At 74.0% G+C, this 17,759-nt stretch carries 13 protein-coding genes; 7 read left to right on the top strand and 6 right to left on the bottom strand.

What is annotated here, in order from left to right; genetic code table 11:
* Positions 1-132 precede the first annotated feature (132 nt).
* The 3 genes from ABD901_RS38070 (at position 133) to ABD901_RS38060 (ending at position 3,699) form a co-directional block, all read left to right on the top strand.
* Positions 133-1,032, top strand: coding sequence for a hypothetical protein (locus ABD901_RS38070; protein WP_345134809.1), 900 nt, complete (start codon positions 133-135; stop codon positions 1,030-1,032).
* Between the two features lie 367 nt (positions 1,033-1,399).
* A complete protein-coding gene (locus ABD901_RS38065) occupies positions 1,400-2,263 on the top strand; it encodes a sigma-70 family RNA polymerase sigma factor (protein WP_345134807.1) in 864 nt (287 codons plus the stop codon).
* A 77-nt stretch (positions 2,264-2,340) separates the two neighbouring features.
* On the top strand, positions 2,341-3,699 hold the full coding sequence (locus ABD901_RS38060) for a carbohydrate-binding protein (RefSeq protein ID WP_380137967.1): 1,359 nt from the start codon (positions 2,341-2,343) through the stop codon (positions 3,697-3,699).
* Positions 3,700-3,847: 148 nt separating this feature from the next.
* Here the strand turns inward: ABD901_RS38060 and ABD901_RS38055 are convergent, their stop codons facing one another.
* A complete protein-coding gene (locus tag ABD901_RS38055; RefSeq protein WP_345134806.1) occupies positions 3,848-4,558 on the bottom strand; it encodes a TetR/AcrR family transcriptional regulator C-terminal domain-containing protein in 711 nt (236 codons plus the stop codon).
* Positions 4,559-4,647: 89 nt separating this feature from the next.
* On the opposite strand from ABD901_RS38055, the gene ABD901_RS38050 reads away from it, so the two are divergent.
* Positions 4,648-6,075 (top strand): DHA2 family efflux MFS transporter permease subunit, encoded by a 1,428-nt coding sequence (locus tag ABD901_RS38050; protein WP_345134805.1) that lies wholly within the window; start codon positions 4,648-4,650, stop codon positions 6,073-6,075.
* A 13-nt stretch (positions 6,076-6,088) separates the two neighbouring features.
* Here ABD901_RS38050 and ABD901_RS38045 read toward each other — a convergent pair whose 3' ends face one another.
* Positions 6,089-6,733, bottom strand: coding sequence for a VC0807 family protein (locus ABD901_RS38045; RefSeq protein ID WP_345134803.1), 645 nt, complete (start codon positions 6,731-6,733; stop codon positions 6,089-6,091).
* Positions 6,730-6,924, bottom strand: a complete 195-nt coding sequence (locus ABD901_RS38040; protein ID WP_345134801.1) for a carotenoid oxygenase family protein — start codon at positions 6,922-6,924, stop codon at positions 6,730-6,732. Before ABD901_RS38040 ends, ABD901_RS38045 begins: the two co-directional genes overlap by 4 nt.
* A gap of 86 nt (positions 6,925-7,010) precedes the next feature.
* Here ABD901_RS38040 and ABD901_RS38035 point away from each other — a divergent pair, with 86 nt between their 5' ends.
* Positions 7,011-7,550, top strand: a complete 540-nt coding sequence (locus ABD901_RS38035; RefSeq protein WP_345134799.1) for a PadR family transcriptional regulator — start codon at positions 7,011-7,013, stop codon at positions 7,548-7,550.
* A gap of 38 nt (positions 7,551-7,588) precedes the next feature.
* Entirely contained in the window at positions 7,589-8,440 is an 852-nt protein-coding gene (locus tag ABD901_RS38030; protein ID WP_345134796.1) for a hypothetical protein, read from the top strand.
* Here the strand turns inward: ABD901_RS38030 and ABD901_RS38025 are convergent.
* The 3 genes from ABD901_RS38025 to ABD901_RS38015 form a co-directional block, all read right to left on the bottom strand.
* Positions 8,427-9,617 carry an NAD(P)/FAD-dependent oxidoreductase gene (locus ABD901_RS38025; RefSeq protein WP_345134794.1) on the bottom strand — a complete coding sequence of 397 codons (1,191 nt, stop codon included), beginning with the start codon at positions 9,615-9,617 and terminating at the stop codon, positions 8,427-8,429. The two genes, ABD901_RS38030 and ABD901_RS38025, sit on opposite strands and share 14 nt — an antisense overlap.
* Before the next feature lie 118 nt (positions 9,618-9,735).
* Positions 9,736-14,751 carry an SCO7613 C-terminal domain-containing membrane protein gene (locus ABD901_RS38020; protein WP_345134792.1) on the bottom strand — a complete coding sequence of 1,672 codons (5,016 nt, stop codon included), beginning with the start codon at positions 14,749-14,751 and terminating at the stop codon, positions 9,736-9,738.
* A 126-nt stretch (positions 14,752-14,877) separates the two neighbouring features.
* Entirely contained in the window at positions 14,878-16,299 is a 1,422-nt protein-coding gene (locus ABD901_RS38015; RefSeq protein ID WP_345134790.1) for a UDP-glucose dehydrogenase family protein, read from the bottom strand.
* A gap of 188 nt (positions 16,300-16,487) precedes the next feature.
* Between ABD901_RS38015 and ABD901_RS38010 the strand changes: the two genes are divergently transcribed.
* Positions 16,488-17,636, top strand: a complete 1,149-nt coding sequence (locus tag ABD901_RS38010) for an acyl-CoA dehydrogenase family protein (RefSeq protein ID WP_345134788.1) — start codon at positions 16,488-16,490, stop codon at positions 17,634-17,636.
* The last annotated feature ends 123 nt before the right edge of the window (positions 17,637-17,759 follow it).

Here is a 17,759-nt window from a genome sequence, read left to right as displayed (position 1 = left end):
AGCACGCCGCCGGTCGCTGCGCCTCCGGTGTCCGCGCCTTTTGGGGCGACGCCGCCGGTTTCCACGCCGTTCGCGTCCTCTGCGCCGCCCGCGCCGGGTGCGGCCGAGCTCGGGCCATCCGGGTCCTGGCCGGTGATTCCGGCGCCCGGCAGTAGCCGCGGGGCCGACGAAGAAGTCACCCGGCCGCTGCATGCGGCCGCCGGTCCGGCCGCCGAGCCCCCGGCGGAGATGCCGAGCGGGCTGCCCTCGCGGGCGGCCCGGGGCCCCGTCCCCGGGGAGCAGTCGCTCCTGGACGGACCGTCGTTCGACGGCTTCGCGGTGCCGTCGCGCACCGGGCGGGAGGAGATCCGGCCGGGGCAGGACGAGGAGACGGAGGCGTTCCACCCGGGGCGGCAGTCTCCTGTGCCTTCACACCCGCGCCACGCCGCGGATTCCGGCCAGCACCCGGTCGTCGCGCCCGACGCCTCGCCGAGCGGACCGGAGGGCGAGCGGCCGGCGAGCCGCTTCCAGCCGATGGCGCCGCAGCCGCCCGTCGAGGCGACCACGGTACTGCCGACCCAGCCCGGCCCTCAGGACTCGAACGCCGCATTCAAGCCGGCACCGGCCTTCGGCGTCGACGTGACGGGCCCGGTCGGCGGGGACGAGGCGACCACCCGTTTCCAGGCGCCGGCCCCCGATCCGGAGGAGACGGCGAATTTCGGCTTCGGCGGCGCCGCGCCCAGCCCGGCCGAGGCCGCCGAGCGCCGTGCCGCCTTCGCCCGCGGCGAGGCCGAACGCCGCGCCGCCGCGACCCCGTCGGAGCTGGACCGCCTGGCCGCCGAGCGAGCCGCAACGGCCCCCGCGGCCCCGGTTCCTTCAAGCTCAGCCCCCGCGGCCCCGGCCGACTCGAGCGCCGGCGGTTCGGCCGAGGGCGGCGCTCCGAACGACGAGCCGGCTCCCGACCCCGACGCCACTCGGCCGCTGGACGCCCGACCGCGAACCGACGGTCCGTCGAACTCGCCGTGGTCCCAGCCTCCGCGCGATCGGAGCTGAGCCGAGCAGCATCTTCGGCCCCCGTTGCCCAACTGGGCGACGGGGGCCGCCTGCACTCCGGCGCACGAAACCGCTGTGTGGCCCCGGTTCGGCTCCGCGGCGCGGGCTGTCGGCGTGCGACGGCTGACCGCTCATTCCGCCTATCCGCTCATCCCGCCTACCTGGTCATTCCGTCTATTAGTTCGTTTCGCCCATTTGGTTCATTTCGCCTAACTGTGTAGGCGAAGTGGGGGCGGGCGGTCACCAGGCGGCCGGTGCCGCCGGTGACCAGCACGAGGTTCGTCATGGCAGAGGGGCTCCCTGTTACATCGGGGGTGGCTGCTTCGTCAGAACGGGTGACGTACCAAGGCAGGGAAAGGTAACGCGGGTGTGCGAGCACGACGACGAGCTGGCGCGGCGGTTCGAAGGGCATCGGGCGCATCTGCGCGCGGTGGCGTACCGGCTGCTGGGGTCCCCGGACGAAGCGGACGACGCGGTGCAGGAAACGTGGCTGCGGCTCGCCCGTAGCGACGCGTCCGAAGTGCGCAACCTCGGCGGGTGGCTGACCACCGTCGTCGGGCGGATCTGCCTGGACATGCTGCGCGCGCGGCGGACGCGGCGGGAGGACGAGCTCGGCGAGCTCGAGCCGCGCGGGGGCGACGACGGCGATCCGGAGCTGGACGTGCTGCTCGCCGAGTCGGTCGGCGCGGCGCTGGACATCGTGCTCGACGCGCTCTCGCCGGCCGAGCGGCTCGCGTTCGTGCTGCACGACGTGTTCGGGGTGCCGTTCGACGAGATCGCGACGATCGTCGGGCGCTCGCCGGCGGCGACGAAGATGCTGGCCAGCCGGGCGCGGCGGCGGGTGCGGGCCTCGGACGTGCCCGACAACCAGGCGCCGCAGCACAACGAAGTGGTCGCCGCCTTCCTTGCGGCGGCGCGGGCCGGGGACTTCGACGGGCTGCTCGAGCTGCTGGCGCCCGGCGTGGCGCTGCGGCCCGACGCCGTAACGCTCGGCACGGGCGTGTTCGCGGCGGAAGCGGGGGCGCCGCGGGTGGCGCGGGCGTTCACGGGGCGGGCCCGCGGTGTCACGCCGGCGCGCATCGACGGGCTGGCCGGTTGGGCCTGGGCGCCCGGCGGCGACGTCAAGGGTGCATTCCTGTTCACCGTCGTCGATGGGCGGATCGCGGCGATCGACATCGTCGGCGACCCGGGCGCCCTCGCGCGGCTGCGGATCGAGCTGGCGCCTCTTTAAGGATTCCGACCCTTACATTTAATAGTGTTAACTGATAGCGTCCGTGCTCATCGATCCATCGATGGGCTGGAGGTCCCGTGAGATCTCGTCGTCGCAAGTTCGCCCTGGTTATCGGCGCGGCCGCGGCCGTCGTGACGGCGCTGGCCCTCGCGCCCACGATCCAGGCACAGGCCGTGAGCAGCGCGGCCGCGGCCGCCTGTTCGGCGCCGAACTGGGCCGAGGGCAACACGTACACGGCCGGGCAACAGGTGACCTACAACGGGCACACGTACCAGGCGCTGGTGACCCACACCGCCTATGTGGGCGCCGGCTGGAACCCGGCGGCAACGCCGTCGCTGTGGAAGGACCTCGGCGCGTGCACCGGCGGCGGCACCTCGCCGACCGCGTCGCCCTCGCCCTCGCGCACGTCCTCGCCGTCGCCGTCGCCGTCGGCTAGCCGCTCGCCGTCTTCCTCGCCGTCGACCTCGCCTACGACGTCGCCGACCGGCGGCACGTGCGGCGTGAAGTCCCGCCCGGCAGGCAAGGTTCTGCAGGGCTATTGGGAGAACTGGGACGGCGCCTCCAACGGCGTGCACCCGGGCCTCGGCTGGATCCCCATCACCGACTCGCGCATGGCGCAGCACGGGTACAACGTCATCAACCTGGCGTTCCCGGTCATCCGTTCCGACGGCACGGTGCTGTGGGAGAACGGCATGGACGCGGGCGTGAAGGTGCCGACCCCGGCGGAGATGTGCCAGGCCAAGGCGAGCGGCCAGACACTGCTGATGTCGATCGGCGGCGCCGCCGCCGGCATCGACCTGAGCTCGTCGGCGGTCGCCGACCGCTTCGTCGCCACGATCGTGCCGATCCTGAAGGCCAACAACTTCGACGGCATCGACATCGACATCGAGACCGGGCTGACCGGCAGCGGCAGCATCGGGACGCTCTCGACGTCGCAGGCGAACCTCATCCGCATCATCGACGGCGTGCTCGCGCAGATGCCGTCGAACTTCGGCCTCACCATGGCACCGGAGACGGCGTACGTGACCGGCGGCAGCGTGACCTACGGGTCGATCTGGGGCGCCTACCTGCCGATCATCAAGAAGTACGTCGACAACGGCCGCCTCTGGTGGCTCAACATGCAGTACTACAACGGCAGCATGTACGGCTGCTCCGGCGACTCGTACTCGGCCGGCACGGTCCAGGGCTTCACGGTCCAGACCAACTGCCTCAACTCCGGCCTGACGATCCAGGGCACCACGATCCGCGTCCCCTATGACAAGCAGGTCCCGGGCCTGCCCGCACAGTCCGGCGCCGGCGGCGGCTACATGACCCCGTCGCTGGTCTCGCAGGCCTGGAACAGCCAGCTCAAGGGCCTGATGGACTGGTCGATCAACTGGGACGGCTCGAAGGGCTGGACCTTCGGCGACAACGTGAAGTCGCTGCAGGGCCGCTAGACAAACAGCACCACCGCGAGAGGGGCCGGGCGCATCGCCCGGCCCCTTCTTTTTCGCAACTACGCCGCGGCGGTCGAATCGAAGGCCGGCCGTTCGTCGTACAAGTGGGGACGGGGGCGGCCGTGGGCGGGGGCCCACGGCCGGACGTTCACCCGGGCAGCGTCCGCTCGAAGCCGTCGAGCAGCCAGTCCAGGCCCTCGTCGAAGTCGGCGATCCAGGCATCCACCTCGCCGCGCAGCAGGCCCTGGCGCCCGGCCGCGGCCAGGCGGGGCAGGTCGCCGCCGGCGGTGAGCTCGGCGAAGTAGGCCTCGGTCGAGGCGCTCCACTCCTCCTCGCTGATGCCGTCGCGCTGCCGGGCGGCGAGCTCCTGGCCGGCGAGGGTGGCGAAGCCCCACAGGTAGGTGTCGACGACCCGCAGCAGGCGGACGGCGCGCTCCGGCGGCAGGCCCAGCCCGGCGATGGCGGCGTGCGACTGCTCGGCGTGGCGCGCGGCATTCGGGCCGATCGGCGCCCGCGCGCCGAACACGCTCATCACCCAGAGGTGCGCCCCGCCCACCTCGAGCTGGCGGTGCAGGACGGCCCGCAGGGCGGTGCGCCAGTCCGCGGGGATCTCGTCCACCAGCATCTCGCCGAGGACGTGGTCGACCATCAGGTCGATCAGGTCGTCCTTGCGCTTGAAGAACGAGTAGAGGCTCATCGGCCGGGCCTGCAGCTCGGCGGCGATGCGCCGGACCGTGACCGCGTCGAGCCCCTCCCGGTCGGCGATGCCCACCGCGGTCGCGACGACCACCTCGCGCGTCAGGCGCTCCGGCTTGGCCGCGGCCGGACGAGTCCAGAGCGGTCCACGGGCTTCCGTCACGCCGGCCATTGTACGACGTACGGAATGCCGATACATTGTATCGAGCTGCGATACGTTGTATCGGAAATAGTCGTACGGAGGGATCGGGCATGGCGGAGAAGCTGCCCAGGGATCTGCTCGCGCTCGTCGGCGCGATCCTGCTGGGCGTGTTCCTGGTCCAGATGGACTCGACGATGGTCAACATCGCGCTGGAGAGCTTCCGGCGCGACTTCGGCGCGGGCCTCGGCACCGTGCAGTGGGTCAGCGCCGCGTACCTGCTGGCGATGTCGGCGGTGATCCCGGTCGCCGGCTGGGCGATCGACCGCTTCGGCGCCCGGGCCGCGTGGCTCGCCTCGCTCGCGCTGTTCACGGCGGGTTCGCTGCTGTGTGGGATCGCCTGGTCGGCCGGCAGCCTCATCGCGATGCGGGTGGTGCAGGGCCTCGGCGGCGGCATGCTGATGCCGCTGTTCCAGACGATCCTCGCCCGCCGGGCCGCCGGGCGGCAGCTCGGCACGGTGATGGCGATGGTCGGCGCCCCGCTGCTGCTCGGCCCGGTCCTCGGCCCGGTGATCGGCGGCGTGCTCGTCGACGGGCCCGGCTGGCGCTGGATCTTCCTCATCAACCTGCCGATCTGCATCGCCGCGGCGTGGGCGGCGGCGCGGATCATGCCGGCCGAGCGCATCGAGCGGCCGGCCCGGCTGGACGCACTCGGCCTGGCGCTGCTCTCCCCCGCGATCGTCGGCATCGTCTGGGGCCTGTCGCGCGCGGGCGCGCACGGCGGCTTCGGCTCGGCCGCGACCCTGCTGTCGCTGTGCGCCGGCGTCGCGCTGCTGGGCTGGTTCGTCGCGCACGCGCTGCGCACCGGCGAGCCGGTGGTCGACCTGCGCCTGTTCCGCAGCCGCAACTTCACCGCCGCGACCGTGATGATGTTCCTCGCGATGGTCGCGCTGCTCGGCACGCTGCTGCTGATCCCGCTGTACTACCAGCAGGTCCACGGCTACAGCCCGTTGCACGCCGGGCTGCTGCTGGCGCCGCACGGCATCGGCTCGGCGATCTCGCTGACGCTCGCCGGCCGCCTCACCGGCCGGGTCGGCGTGCGCCCGGTGGCGGTCGGTGGCGCCGCGCTGCTGGTGGGCGTGACCCTCGCGCTCACGCAGCTGTCGGCGGGCACGAGCCAGTGGGTGCTGGTCCCGCTGATCGCCGGCGCGGGCCTCGGCTTCGGCGCGGTACTGGTGCCGGCCCAGTCCGCCGTCTACGGGGGCCTGCCCGCCGCCGCCGTGCCGCACGCGACCACCGCGGTGCGGGTGTTCCAGCAGGTCGGCGGCTCGTTCGGGGTCGCAATCCTCGCGGTGTCGCTGCAGCACGACGCCTCGGCCGCGCGCTCGGTCGCGGAACTGGGCCGCGCATTCGGTACGACATTCTGGTGGGCCGCCGGCGCCGCCGCCCTCGCGCTGATCCCGGCCCTGCTGCTGCGCACGGTCCCGCGGCCGGAGACGGAACCGGCTCGGGAGCCGCAGCTGGCTTCCGAGCCGGTGTAAAACTCGAGGCCGCTCAGGCCGTCTGGGCCTCGAGCTGCGCGGCACGGGCCTGGATCGCCTTGACGAAGCGGACGTTCCACAGCGCGAGCAGCACCATCGTGGCGACGAACAGCACCGTCGAGGCGGTGACCGCGGCCGAGGTGGACAGCGACAGCACCAGCGGCACCCGCACGATCGCGTCGAAGAGCAGGCCGGCGCCCCACGCCGCGGACATGATGCGGAAGTTGCGGCGGAACTGCGGCACCTCGGTCCACTTCCGCTCGAAGTCGGCGACGCGGTCCGGGTCGCCCTCCTGCATGCGCAGGGCGGCGTGGTAGATCAGCGGGCGGCCGACGAAGCAGGAGACGACGAAGGCCAGGCCGGCGATGCCGGTGCCGAAGGACTCCTTGACGAGCAGGAACTTGGGGCTGCCGGTCAGGAACGACAGGCCCAGGCCGACCAGGAACACGCCGAGCATCACGGCGGCGAACATGTCGAACTTGCGGGCCCGGGCGGCCACCCACAGCACGCGGGCGAGCGCGACGACCGAGCCGGCCAGCAGCGCGACGTAGTCGCTCGCGCCGAGCCAGTGCGCGACGAAGTAGGCGGCGAGGGAGAGGCCGACGTCCCACAACAGGGAGGAGAGGATGGCCACGAAGCCGGGGGTCTTCTCGTTCATCGCGCGTCTCCGATCCAGCGGCCGTGGAACCCGGTGAACCAGTGCGGGGCAAGGTCGCCCGGGCGCGGGTTGGGCCCGTTGCGGAAGTACCGCCCGGTGAGCTCGAACGGCAGCGCGCCGTCGACCTCCAGGTCCCGGGCGTCGATCTCGTCCGGCACCGGGGCGGTGTAGCCGGGCTTGTCGTCATCCATATGCAAAGCCTGACATGTCATTCTCGACATGTCAACGCCGTCATGACGATCTCGACATGTCAGTTACGACAGGTTAGACTTCTGGCATGTCCCTTCGTCACGCCCTGCTGGGTCTGCTCGCCGACTCCCCGCAGAACGGCTACGACCTGACAAGGCGCGTCGAGGAGACGCTGTCCGGCTACGCCTGGAGCGCCGGCCACAGCCAGATCTATCCGGAGCTCAAGCGCATGGCGGCGGACGGCCTCGCGGAGGTCGTCGACGAGGGGTCGCGCGGCAGCAAGGTGTACGGCGTGACCGACGCCGGCCGCGCGGAGCTGCGCCGCTGGATGTTCAGCCCGCTCAGCGAGGCGCCCGCGCGCAACGAGTTCGTGCTCCGCCTGTTCATGCTCTCCTCGCTCGACCTCCCCGACGTTCGCGTGCTGGCCGAGCAGATGGCCGACGCCAGCGACCGGGAGGCGGTCGAGCTCGCGGACACCATCAAGATGATCGAGGACTCGGTGCCGCCGGACCAGCCGCACGGCTACGCCCGCTTCGCCGCGGAGTTCGGCCGGCGCTGGTTCGAGCTGCAGCGCGACTGGGCCCGCTGGGTCCTCGAGCAGCTCGAGCAGGCGCCCCGGGCGGACTGAGCGCGGGCGGGGTGGCGCGCGTGCGCCACCATGTGCCCGTGGCCGACGCCGCAGTCCTCCGCCGGGTGGCCGCCCCTTGCGGCGCTCTCGCCGTCGCGCTGCTGGCCGGGGCGTGCGCGGCCGGCGCCTCCGGGCCCCGGGTCGCCGCCGCGGCGCTCGCCGGCGCCGGCGCGCTGACCCAGGTCGGCACGCGGGAGGCCCGCCGCGAGCGGGCGCTGCTGCCGCTGGTGTGCGGGGTGGCCCTCGCCGCCGTCGCGGCGCTTTGGGTGGCGTTCGTGGCTCCAGTGGTACCGCTGGGTGCTCCCGCCTGCCTCGGCGACGGCACGGCCGGCCAGCTCGAGCTGCCGGGCGCCCTGCTCGCCGAGCTCGCCGCCGCCGTCAGCGTGCTGGCCGGCGCCAACGGGGCCCGCGGCGGCACGTCGTGGTGGCGGTTCGTGCGCCACGCGCCGCAGTTGCGGACCCCGCTCGCCGTCGTGCTGCACCTCACCGCCCTCGGCTCGACCGCGGCCGCCCTGACCGCGGTCGCCGCCTGCCACGCCGCCGGGGCCCGGCTGATCGACGCCGTCGCCGCGGGCGCGGTCGCGGCCGGGGTCGGCGCGGTGGCGGTCGTCCTCGCGGTACGCCTGGTGGGGCTGCTGACCCTGAGCCCGGCGTCGGCCGAGGACGCGACCGGCGTCCAGCTCGCGCTGGTCGCCGCCGACGTGCGCTCGGTCGCGCAGCTGCGCGTGCTGCGGGTCGCGCACGACGAGCTGCTGGTCACCGCCCTGGTCGGCCTGCCCGACGGCGCCGACGTCGCGGGCGCGCTGATGAGCGCCCGCCGGCACATCCAGGACTTCGTGCCGGCGGCGCAACACATCTATCTGCAGCCGTTCAGCGTCACGCAGGGCTAGGCGCGCCCCGGTTGGACCGGCCGGCCGCGACCACGAAGGCCGAGGCGGGCAGGGCGACGCGGCGCGACATCCGGTACACCGGCGGCGGGCTGCTGGTCACCATCTCCTTGTAGAACACGGCCGCCCGGCCCGTCAGGAAGAACTTGCGCGGCGAGTCGTCGGGGTGGGTGAACTGGATGACCGCGTCGCGGCGGCCCAGCGACACCGGCTGGTGGATGTAGCCGAAGCGGAACGGCTTCACCGGCCGCCCGCGCAGGCGCCGGGCGATGGCCTGGCCCGCGTAGGCGCCGGTCGGCATGCCGCTCTGGCAGGTGCCGTGGATGACGCCCCAGGCCTGGCGGACCGCGGCGGAGTCGCCGACCGCGTAGATCTCCGGGTGCGACACCGAGCGCAGCGTCGCGTCGACCAGCACCCGGCCGCGCTCGTCGACGGCCAGGCCGGCCTCGCGGGCCAGCGGGCGGGCCGAGAAGCCGGTGGTCCACAGCACGGCCGCCGCCGGCACGACCTCGCCGCCGGCCAGCTCCACGGCGCCGGGCCGGACCTCCGCGACCTCGACGCCCGCGCGGACGCGCACGCCCAGGCGGTGCAGGGACTTGCCGAGGTACTCCCGCGCCGGCGCCGACATCATCGAGCCGGGCTCGTCGCGGCCGAGCAGCAGGACCTCGCCGCCGGGGTGGCGCTCGGCGATCTCGGCCGCCGCCTCGATGCCGGTCAGGCCGCCGCCGACGACGGCGACGGTGCCGTCGGGCTCGGCCGCCAGGCGCTCGGCGAGGCGGGCCGCGGTGTCCGGGCTGTCCAGCGTGAACGCGTGCGCGTCGACGCCGGGCACGGTGACGGTGTCGGCGACGCTGCCGAGGGCGATGACGGCGATGTCGTAGCGGATCTCGCGCTCGGCGCCGTCGACGTCCACGAGCACGGTGCGCCGCTCGGGATCGAGCCCCCTGGCCCAGCCCTGCACGAACTCGATGCCGGAGCCGGCGATGAGGTCGGGGATGCGGTGCTCGGCGAGGTCCTGGCCGCTGGCGATCTGGTGCATGCGCAGCCGCTCGGTGAACCGGCCGGACGGGTTGACCAGGGTGACCCTGCCACCGAGCCGGCGGGTGCGCCGGGCGGTGCCGAGGGCCGCCATCAGGCCGGTGTAGCCGGCGCCCAGGACGACGATTTCGGTGGTCTTCATGACCGCTCCTTCAGCAATGGTCTCTGCCTTCGCCCACCAGGACGAGGCCGAGACACGGGGCGTGAGCCGGCGCCGCAGTGGCGGCGGTCACACCCCGGCCGGAGGGTCGGCGCCGGGGTCAGCGCATGCCGCGGTACACCCCGCGCAGCCGGTCGAGGCGCTGGCGCTGTTCGTAGGTGGCGCCGAGGCTCACCAGCAGCACGCCCGTCCCGGTGAAGAGCAGCAGCATCATCCACAGCGGCAGCCCGATGCGGAACAGCTCGTTGACGGTGGCGATCACCGTCACGGCGGCGCCGACGGCGACCGGGGCCTTCTGCTGGCGTACCGCACCCACCGCCACGGTGATGACGCCGGCCAGGATCAGCAGGACCCGCCGCAGCTCCGGGGAGTCCGGCTGGGCGACGGCGATGGCCAGGCTGGGCGCGAACCCGGCGACCAGCGCCGGGCCGTAGGCGACCCAGCTGCCCAGCTCCGGGCGGTTGCGGATCTCGATCAGGCCGGTGATGAGGGCGAGCGCGGCGAAGGGCAGCGTGTAGGCCTCCGGCAGCGCCACCCGCACGGTGATCAGCAGCAGCCAGATCGCGATCAGCTCGGCGACCGACGCGGCGATGATGAGCATCGTGCGGTGCCGGGCGCTGCGGCCCTTGCGCGCCGCGGACAGGCCGAGCACGGCGCCGACGGCGGTCAGCGCGGCCGCGGTGTGCGCGGGCGAGCCGAGGGTGAGCAGGACCGCGATGCCCGCGCCCGCGTACCCGGCGGCCTCGATCGTCAGCGCCTCCCGGTTGATGGTCTCGCTGGGGCGCAGCCGAGGCATCGCGGCGCCCAGCACCAGCAGCCCGGTGGCCACGATGAGCAGCGGGAACGCGCACTGGCGAAGACCCAGCCCGGCGGCCAGCCCGGCCGCGACCGCGAAGCCCTCGGCGGTCGAGGCGGCCACGTGCCAGCCGAGCATCCGCCCGTTGACGGTCTTGCCCCAGATGCCGCCGATCGCGCCGACCACGACCGACCCGGCGAGCCAGGTGAGGGTCTGCGACCGGGTGGCGAGGCTGCCCGCGCCGCCGGCGCCCGCGGCCAGCACGGCGATCACGAACACCAGCCGCCGGGCCTGGATCATCAGCCGGCCGTCGGGGCCGTCCGCGGTCGGCGGGAAGGTGAGCGCGAGGCCGAGCCCGGCGATGGTGGCCACGATCAGCGCCAGGGTCGGCTGCACGGGCCAGGGCGCGCCCAGCGCGGCCGGCGCGATGAGCAGGGTGAGCGCGGCGCCGGGCACCACGATCGCCACGGCCCGGTTGGCCACCGCCTGGCCGCTGCCGCCGAGGCCGACGGCCATCAGCGCGCCGGCGACGGTGAGCAGGAACGCGCCGAGGACGTGGGTGCTGTTGCCGGCGTAGTGCCCGAGCGGGCCGAGGTCGGCGGCCGTCGCCGGGGTGCCGGTCCAGGGTTGCTGGATCCAGCGGTACGGCCCGGCGAGCGCGGCCAGCAGCGCGGGCGCGAGGAACACCACGACGATCCCGGCCGGCACACCGGCGGCCGCGGCCACACCGAGGGCGAAGTTGCGCGGGATGCGCGACTGCTGCCAGCGGGTCACCGGGCGGTTGGTGCGGTCGGGGCGGAAGCCGCGGGCCGGCTCGGGCGCCGACGGGCGGTACCAGTTGGCGCGCAGCAGCTCCGCGAGCACGCCGAGTAGGGCGGCCGCGGCGGCGTACACGACCGCGCCGTCGCGCTGCACGAGGAGCGCGGCGACCGCGGTCGTGGTGGTGGACACGGCGACGCCGCCGCTCACGTACGGCAGGTAGCCGGGCGCCTGTTGCGCACCGGCGGCCGCGACGGCGAGCCCGAGCGCGGCGGTGGCGAGCGCGGCGATGAGGATGGTGCTGGCCCGCTCCGGGTACAGCCCGCCGACCATGGCCGCGGCCGCGCCGGTGAAGGCGAACAGCGAGCCGGCAACGCCCACGCCGCCGACGACGGTGAGCGTGCCGCCGGCGAACTCGCCGGAGTCGTCCGGGCCGTCGCCCTCGCCGCGGCGCAGCGCCACGGTGCGGGCGAGGCCGGCCACGAGCGCGCCGCTGACCCCGAGCGCCGCCAGCGTGCCCGCGGTCGCGCCCGGCCGCACCAGGCTCGCCCCGGCCGCGAACGCCCCGGCGACGAGCGCCGCGCCGAGCCTCGTGTAGGCGCCGCGCCAGCTGCGCGCGAAGGCCGCCCAGATGCCGACGCCGGTGGCCGCGGCCCAGCCGATGATCATCGGGGCCTGCCAGCCGAGGCCGAGGCCGACCGGCGCCCCGAGCGTCGCGAGCACGACGGCGGTGGCCGCGGTGTCGTCGCCGTAGGGCTGCGGCAGCGCGATCGCGGCGGCGCCGGCGAGCAGCAGCAGGGCGATCGGGACCTGCCAGCCGAACTGGACCAGGCCGTGCGTGGTCGCGGTCCAGTGCGAGTCCAGCGGCGCGCGCCAGGGCGGGCTCGCGGCCCGGATGACGCCCACGGCGCCGATGACCGACAGCGCGCCGGCGTAGAGGCCGGTGCCGAAGCCGACCATGGCGGCGCCGGCGACCGGGCCGCGGCGCCACTCCTCGGGCAACGTCCGGGCGCCGACCGCGGCGATGAAGACCAGCAGCGCGAGCGTGACCACCTCGATGCCGGAAGCGGCCAGCGACACGGCGCGGGCGATGGCGCCGATGGCGGCGATCGTCACGGCCGCCGCGGCGGCGTCGGCGCCGGAGAAGTCCATGCCGAAGGTCTGCCGGTCGTCCATCCGCGGCGCGACCCACAACATGATCGCGGCGATCAGCATGAGCAGGCCGATGACCAGGTCGATCGTGGTGGCGCCGCGCGCGACGACGGTGGCGACGCCGACCGCGACCGCGCCGGCGGTGGCCCCGGCCAGCAGCGGCGGGCTCTGCTCGCCCCGGGCGACCTGGGTGAGCGCGGCGACGCCGAGGCCCACGGCGAGGGCGAGGAAGCTCAGCACCAGCACGACGGTGGCCCCGCCGGGCAGGTCGCCGAAGACGATCGCAGCGCCGGCCGCGGCCGCGCCGGGCAGGGCGAAGATCGCGCCGCCGGCCGCGGCGTCGGTGACCCGGCGGGAGGCCGCCAGCCGGTTGCCGTCGGTCTGGTGCGGGCTGGGCAGCAGCGCGATGGCGGCGCCGGCGACGGTGATCGCGGTCAGGGTGATCGAGGTGGCCGCGGGGCGGGTCAGGCTGGCCGCGGCCGCGTACAGGCCCAGGCCGAGCCCGGCGCCGAGGCAGGCCCACGCGGTGTGCGCGGCGCGGACCCGCAGGGCGAGCGCGCCGGCGGCGACCGCGGCGCTCACCGTCAGCGCCGGCACGGCGAGCCAGCTGAGGCCCAGCGCGGCCGGCGTGACGAGCAGGGTGAGTGCGGCACCGACGATGGCGACGTCGGCGCGCAGCTCGTCGGGCGGCGCCGACGGGCTCCAGCCGACGTTCAGCGGCATCGAGACGGGCTCGCTGCGGCCGCTGAGCATCAGCACGCCGGCGCCGGTCAGCAGGAGCACGGCGATGACGTACTGCCATCCGTTCGGGCCGACCGCCTCGTGCACGCGGGCCGAATACCGCCCCAGGTCCGCGTTCCACACCGGCCAGGCCGCCCGCAGCGGGGCGATGATGCCCGGGAGCGCCTTGACCAGCACCAGCAGCATGGCGCCGGCGGCGGACACGGACACCGCGTATCGGGGCCCGCGGCGGGCGTCGGCGGGCAGGAACGGCACACCGGCGGCCGCGACGGTGACGGCGAGGGCCAGGAACAGCGGCGTTGAGCCGGGCAGCCAGACGGCGCCGACGCGGGCGATCGCCACGATGACCGCGGCGGTGGCCACGCCGGCGGCGACGTCGGGCAGGGCGCCGCGGCGCCACGCGAGCGAGCCGCCGACGCTGAGGAACGCGGCGATGAGCATCGCGACGGCTGCCTGCAGCGTCGCCAGGCGCTCGCCGGTGGTGGCCAGCCCGACCGCGGCGCAGAGCAGGGCGAGGCCGCAGGCCAGGGCGAACAGGCCCCAGGCGAGGTCGCGCATGAGCCCGTCGGCGATGCGGTTGGTGCGGCCGGTGTGCGCCGGTTGGTCCTCGGCCTCGGCGTTCTCGTGGTGCGCGTCGATGCGCCGCTGCACGGACTGCTTGAGCGCGATGGCGAAGCCGAGGTCGATGAGCGCCACACCGGACAGGGCGATCGCCCAGCCGGTCGGGCCGTGGATCGCGTCCAGGGCGAGCAGCGGCAGGACCGGCTGCAGGGCGAGCAGGGTCGCATATCGGGAGGCGATGAGGTGGCTCTGCAGGCTGTACAGGGCCGCGACGCCCGCGGTGAGCAGGCAGACTATGCCCAGGTAGGTGCTGAACTGGGGCCGGTCGGAGCCGAGCAGCTTCTCCGAGCGCACGACGTAGCCGTCGAGCAGCACCAGCAGCAGCGCGACCGAGGCGACGGTCTCGGCGGTGGCGCTCAGCCCGCGCCGGACGAGCACCAGCGGCAGGGCGAGCGCAATGGCGGTGATGGCGGCCAGGGAGACGATCCGGCCGAAGGTGCCGACGGTGCCGAACGCGTCGAGGGTGAGCACGATCGCCGCGCCGGCCAGCAGCAGGCCGCCGAGCGCCAGGACCGACGCCTGCATGCTGCTCTGGGTGGCCTCGGGCTTGTCGGCGCCGCCACCGCCGCCGGCCCCCGGCGGGCGGCGCATCTGCGGCAGGCGGGCCCCCGGCGGGCGCTCCGGCGCGATGACCGGATGGGACGTCCCGCCCTCCGGCTCACCCGGTGCGTGACCGCTCTCGATGGCGTGCGGAGCCCTCGGGGAGTACCGCTGCTGGGGGTTGCTCGTCGGCGCGACGACCGCGGGCGGCGGCGTCTCCCGCGAGCGGCCCAGCAGCGGCCGCTTGGCCTGCGCCGCCCGCTCGGCCTCCAGCGAGGCCCGGACCTTGCGCCGCAGGCTGTCGCGCTGTGCGCTGGTGTGCGCCAACTGCTTGCGCAGGGCCTGTGTGTCGTCGGTGAGGTCGCGCTTCTTCTGCTCGAGCGCCGCGACCGTGCGCTGGAACAGGGCGAGCGCCGCCGCATCCGGATCGTGCGGCCGGCCGCAGTTACGGCAGCCGGTCGCCTCTGTGGCCGGCCCATGGCACGCCGGGCACGGATACGTGTCCACGCCACTCCTCCCCCGGTGCTGTCGGCCGGGGTCCCGCGGTGCGGTTCCCCGGCCGTTCACGCCCTACTGGGAAGAATGCCTTGTTTCGCCGTGCTACGAAAGCGAAGCGCTCGTTCGGGAGTTTCTCTATGAAACGACCGGGCGCCCCATGCCGCGGTACTCCCACCCGGCGGCCGCCCAGACGGCCTGGTCGAGGCAGTTACGGCCGTCGATGACCTTCTTGGCGGCGACGAGCGGTGCGAGCGCGTTCGGGTCCGCGTAGCGGAACTCCTCCCACTCCGTCAGCACGCAGACCAGGTCGGCGCCGGTGACGGCGTCGGTGAGGGTCTTGGCGTAGGACACGTCCGGCACGTCGGCGCGGGCGCTGTCCATGCCCTCCGGGTCGTAGACGGTGACCTCGGCGCCCGAGCGGGACAGCTTGCGCACCACCGACAGGGCGGGCGAGTCGCGCACGTCGTCGGAGTTGGGCTTGAACGTGGCGCCCAGCACCGTGATGCGGGTGCCGGCCAGGTCCGGACCGGCCGGGCCGTAGCCGCGGCCGAGCAGCTCGGCGGAGAGCTGGACGATCTTCTGGCGGCGGCGCTGGTTGATCAGGTCGACCTCGTGCAGGAAGCGCAGCGCCTCGCCGACGCCGAGCTCCTGCGCGCGGGCCTGGAACGCGCGGATGTCCTTGGGCAGGCAGCCGCCGCCGAAGCCGACGCCGGCGCGCAGGAACTTGTTGCCGATGCGGGCGTCGTAGCCGATCGAGCGGGCCAGCTGCGTGACGTCGGCGCCGGCGGCCTCGCAGACCTCGGCCATCGCGTTGATGAAGGAGATCTTGGTGGCCAGGAACGCGTTGGCGGCGACCTTCACCAGCTCGGCGGTGGCGAAGTCGGTGACGACGACCGGGACCTCGCGGTCCTCGGTGAGCGCCAGGTCGAACACGCCCTTGTGCGCGGAGTAGAGCATGCCGATCGACCACTCGGACTTGACCCCGAAGATCACCCGGTTGGGCCGCAGCACGTCCTCGACGGCGACGCCCTCCTGCAGGAACTCGGGGCTCCAGGCCACCTCGACGCCCAGGTCGGCCGGGGTGTGGCGCTCGACGATCTGCTCGATCCACTCGGCGGTGCCGACCGGGACGGTGGACTTGCCGACGATGAGGGCCTTGCGGGTCAGGCGCGGCGCCAGGTTGGTCACGGCGCTCTCGACGTGCGACAGGTCGGCGGCCATGCCGTCGGGCCGCTGCGGGGTGCCGACGCAGATGAAGTGAATGTCGCCGAACTCGGCGACCTCCTCGTAGGAGGTGCTGAAGCGCAGCCGACCGGCCGACAGGTTCTTGCGGAGCAGCTCGTCGAGGCCGGGCTCGTGGAACGGCACGTCGCCGCCCGCGAGCTTGGCGATCTTCGCCTCGTCGATGTCGAAGCCGATAACCTCATAACCGAGCTCGGCGAAGCAGATCGCATAGGTCGCGCCAAGGTATCCGGTGCCCAGGAAGGTCAGCCGGGGCCGCGCCGACCCGGACGGCGGGGCTACGACGGGTGGGGTGCTCGGGTACGCGATGGTCACGCCTTGTCTCCGCTCGTTCGAGGTCCGCGCCGTGGCCTCCCCCTGGTGGGGTCGGGCTGACGTCGCCACGGCGAGGATAGTCCCTTGGTCGCCCGTGCGCCTCCGGCCGCTTCATTACTCGTCGGTATGCTCACACTCGGCGGGCCGCTGAACGGCGGTTCAGGAGTGCTGCGACGAGGGGGTTTGCCGTGTTCGAGGTCTACCAGCTGCCCGAGGAGCACGAAGCGGTACGTGAGGCAGTGCGTGCGGTATGTGACGGCAAGGTGGCACCGAACGCCGCCGCGGCCGACGAGACCGGCGAGTTTCCCCAGGCCTCCTACGACGCGCTGCGTGCATCGGACTTCCACGCTCCGCACATTCCGGCCGCCTACGGCGGCGCCGGCGCCGACGCCCTCGCGACCGCCATCGTCATCGAGGAGGTCGCCCGCGCCTGCGCGTCGTCCTCGCTCATCCCGGCGGTGAACAAGCTCGGCACCATGCCGCTGCTGCTGGCCGCCTCGGAGGAGCTCAAGCAGCGCTACCTGCCCCCCGTCGCCCGCGGCGAGGCGATGTTCTCCTACTGCCTGTCCGAGCCCGACGCCGGCAGCGACGCGGCCGGCATGAAGACCCGCGCCGAGCGCGACGGCGACTCGTGGGTGCTCAACGGCGTCAAGCGATGGATCACCAATGCGGGTGTGAGCGAGTACTACACCGTGTTCGCCGTCACCGACCCGGCCGCGCGCTCCCGCGGCATCTCGGCGTTCGTGGTCGAGAAGTCGGACCCGGGCGTGAGCTTCGGCGCGCCCGAGAAGAAGCTCGGCATCAAGGGCAGCCCGACCCGCGAGGTGTACCTCGACAACGTCCGCATCCCCGCCGACCGCATCATCGGCGAGCCCGGCACCGGCTTCGGCACCGCGATGCGCACGCTGGACCACACGCGGGTCACGATCGCGGCCCAGGCCCTGGGCATCGCGCAGGGCGCGCTGGACTTCGCCCTGGGCTACGTGCAGGAGCGCAAGCAGTTCGGCAAGCCGATCGCCGACTTCCAGGGCATCCAGTTCATGCTGGCCGAGATGGGCATGAAGCTCGAGGCGGCCCGCCAGCTGACCTACGCCGCGGCGGCGAAGTCCGAGCGGGGCGACGACGACCTGACGTACTTCGGCGCCGCCGCGAAGTGCTTCGCCTCTGACGCCGCGATGTCGATCACCACCGACGCCGTCCAACTGCTCGGCGGCTACGGCTACACGCGGGACTTCCCACTGGAGCGCATGATGCGCGACGCCAAGATCACGCAGATCTACGAGGGCACCAACCAGGTCCAGCGCATCGTCATGGCCCGGCAGCTCCTCAAGGGCTAGTGCTCTGACCACGAACGTTCACGGTGTTGGTTGACACGCCGCTCGGCCTCCACGCTGGACGGCGTTGTCGCGGCCAGGCTGTCGGGGTGGCAGAACCTGTGCGTGTTCGGCGGTTGTCTGACC

It is taken from the genome of Dactylosporangium darangshiense (genome assembly GCF_039537565.1).
GTDB classification, from domain to species: domain Bacteria; phylum Actinomycetota; class Actinomycetes; order Mycobacteriales; family Micromonosporaceae; genus Dactylosporangium; species Dactylosporangium darangshiense.
Note: the sequence above shows the minus strand (reverse complement) of the source record. Positions and strands in the feature narration are given on the sequence as shown.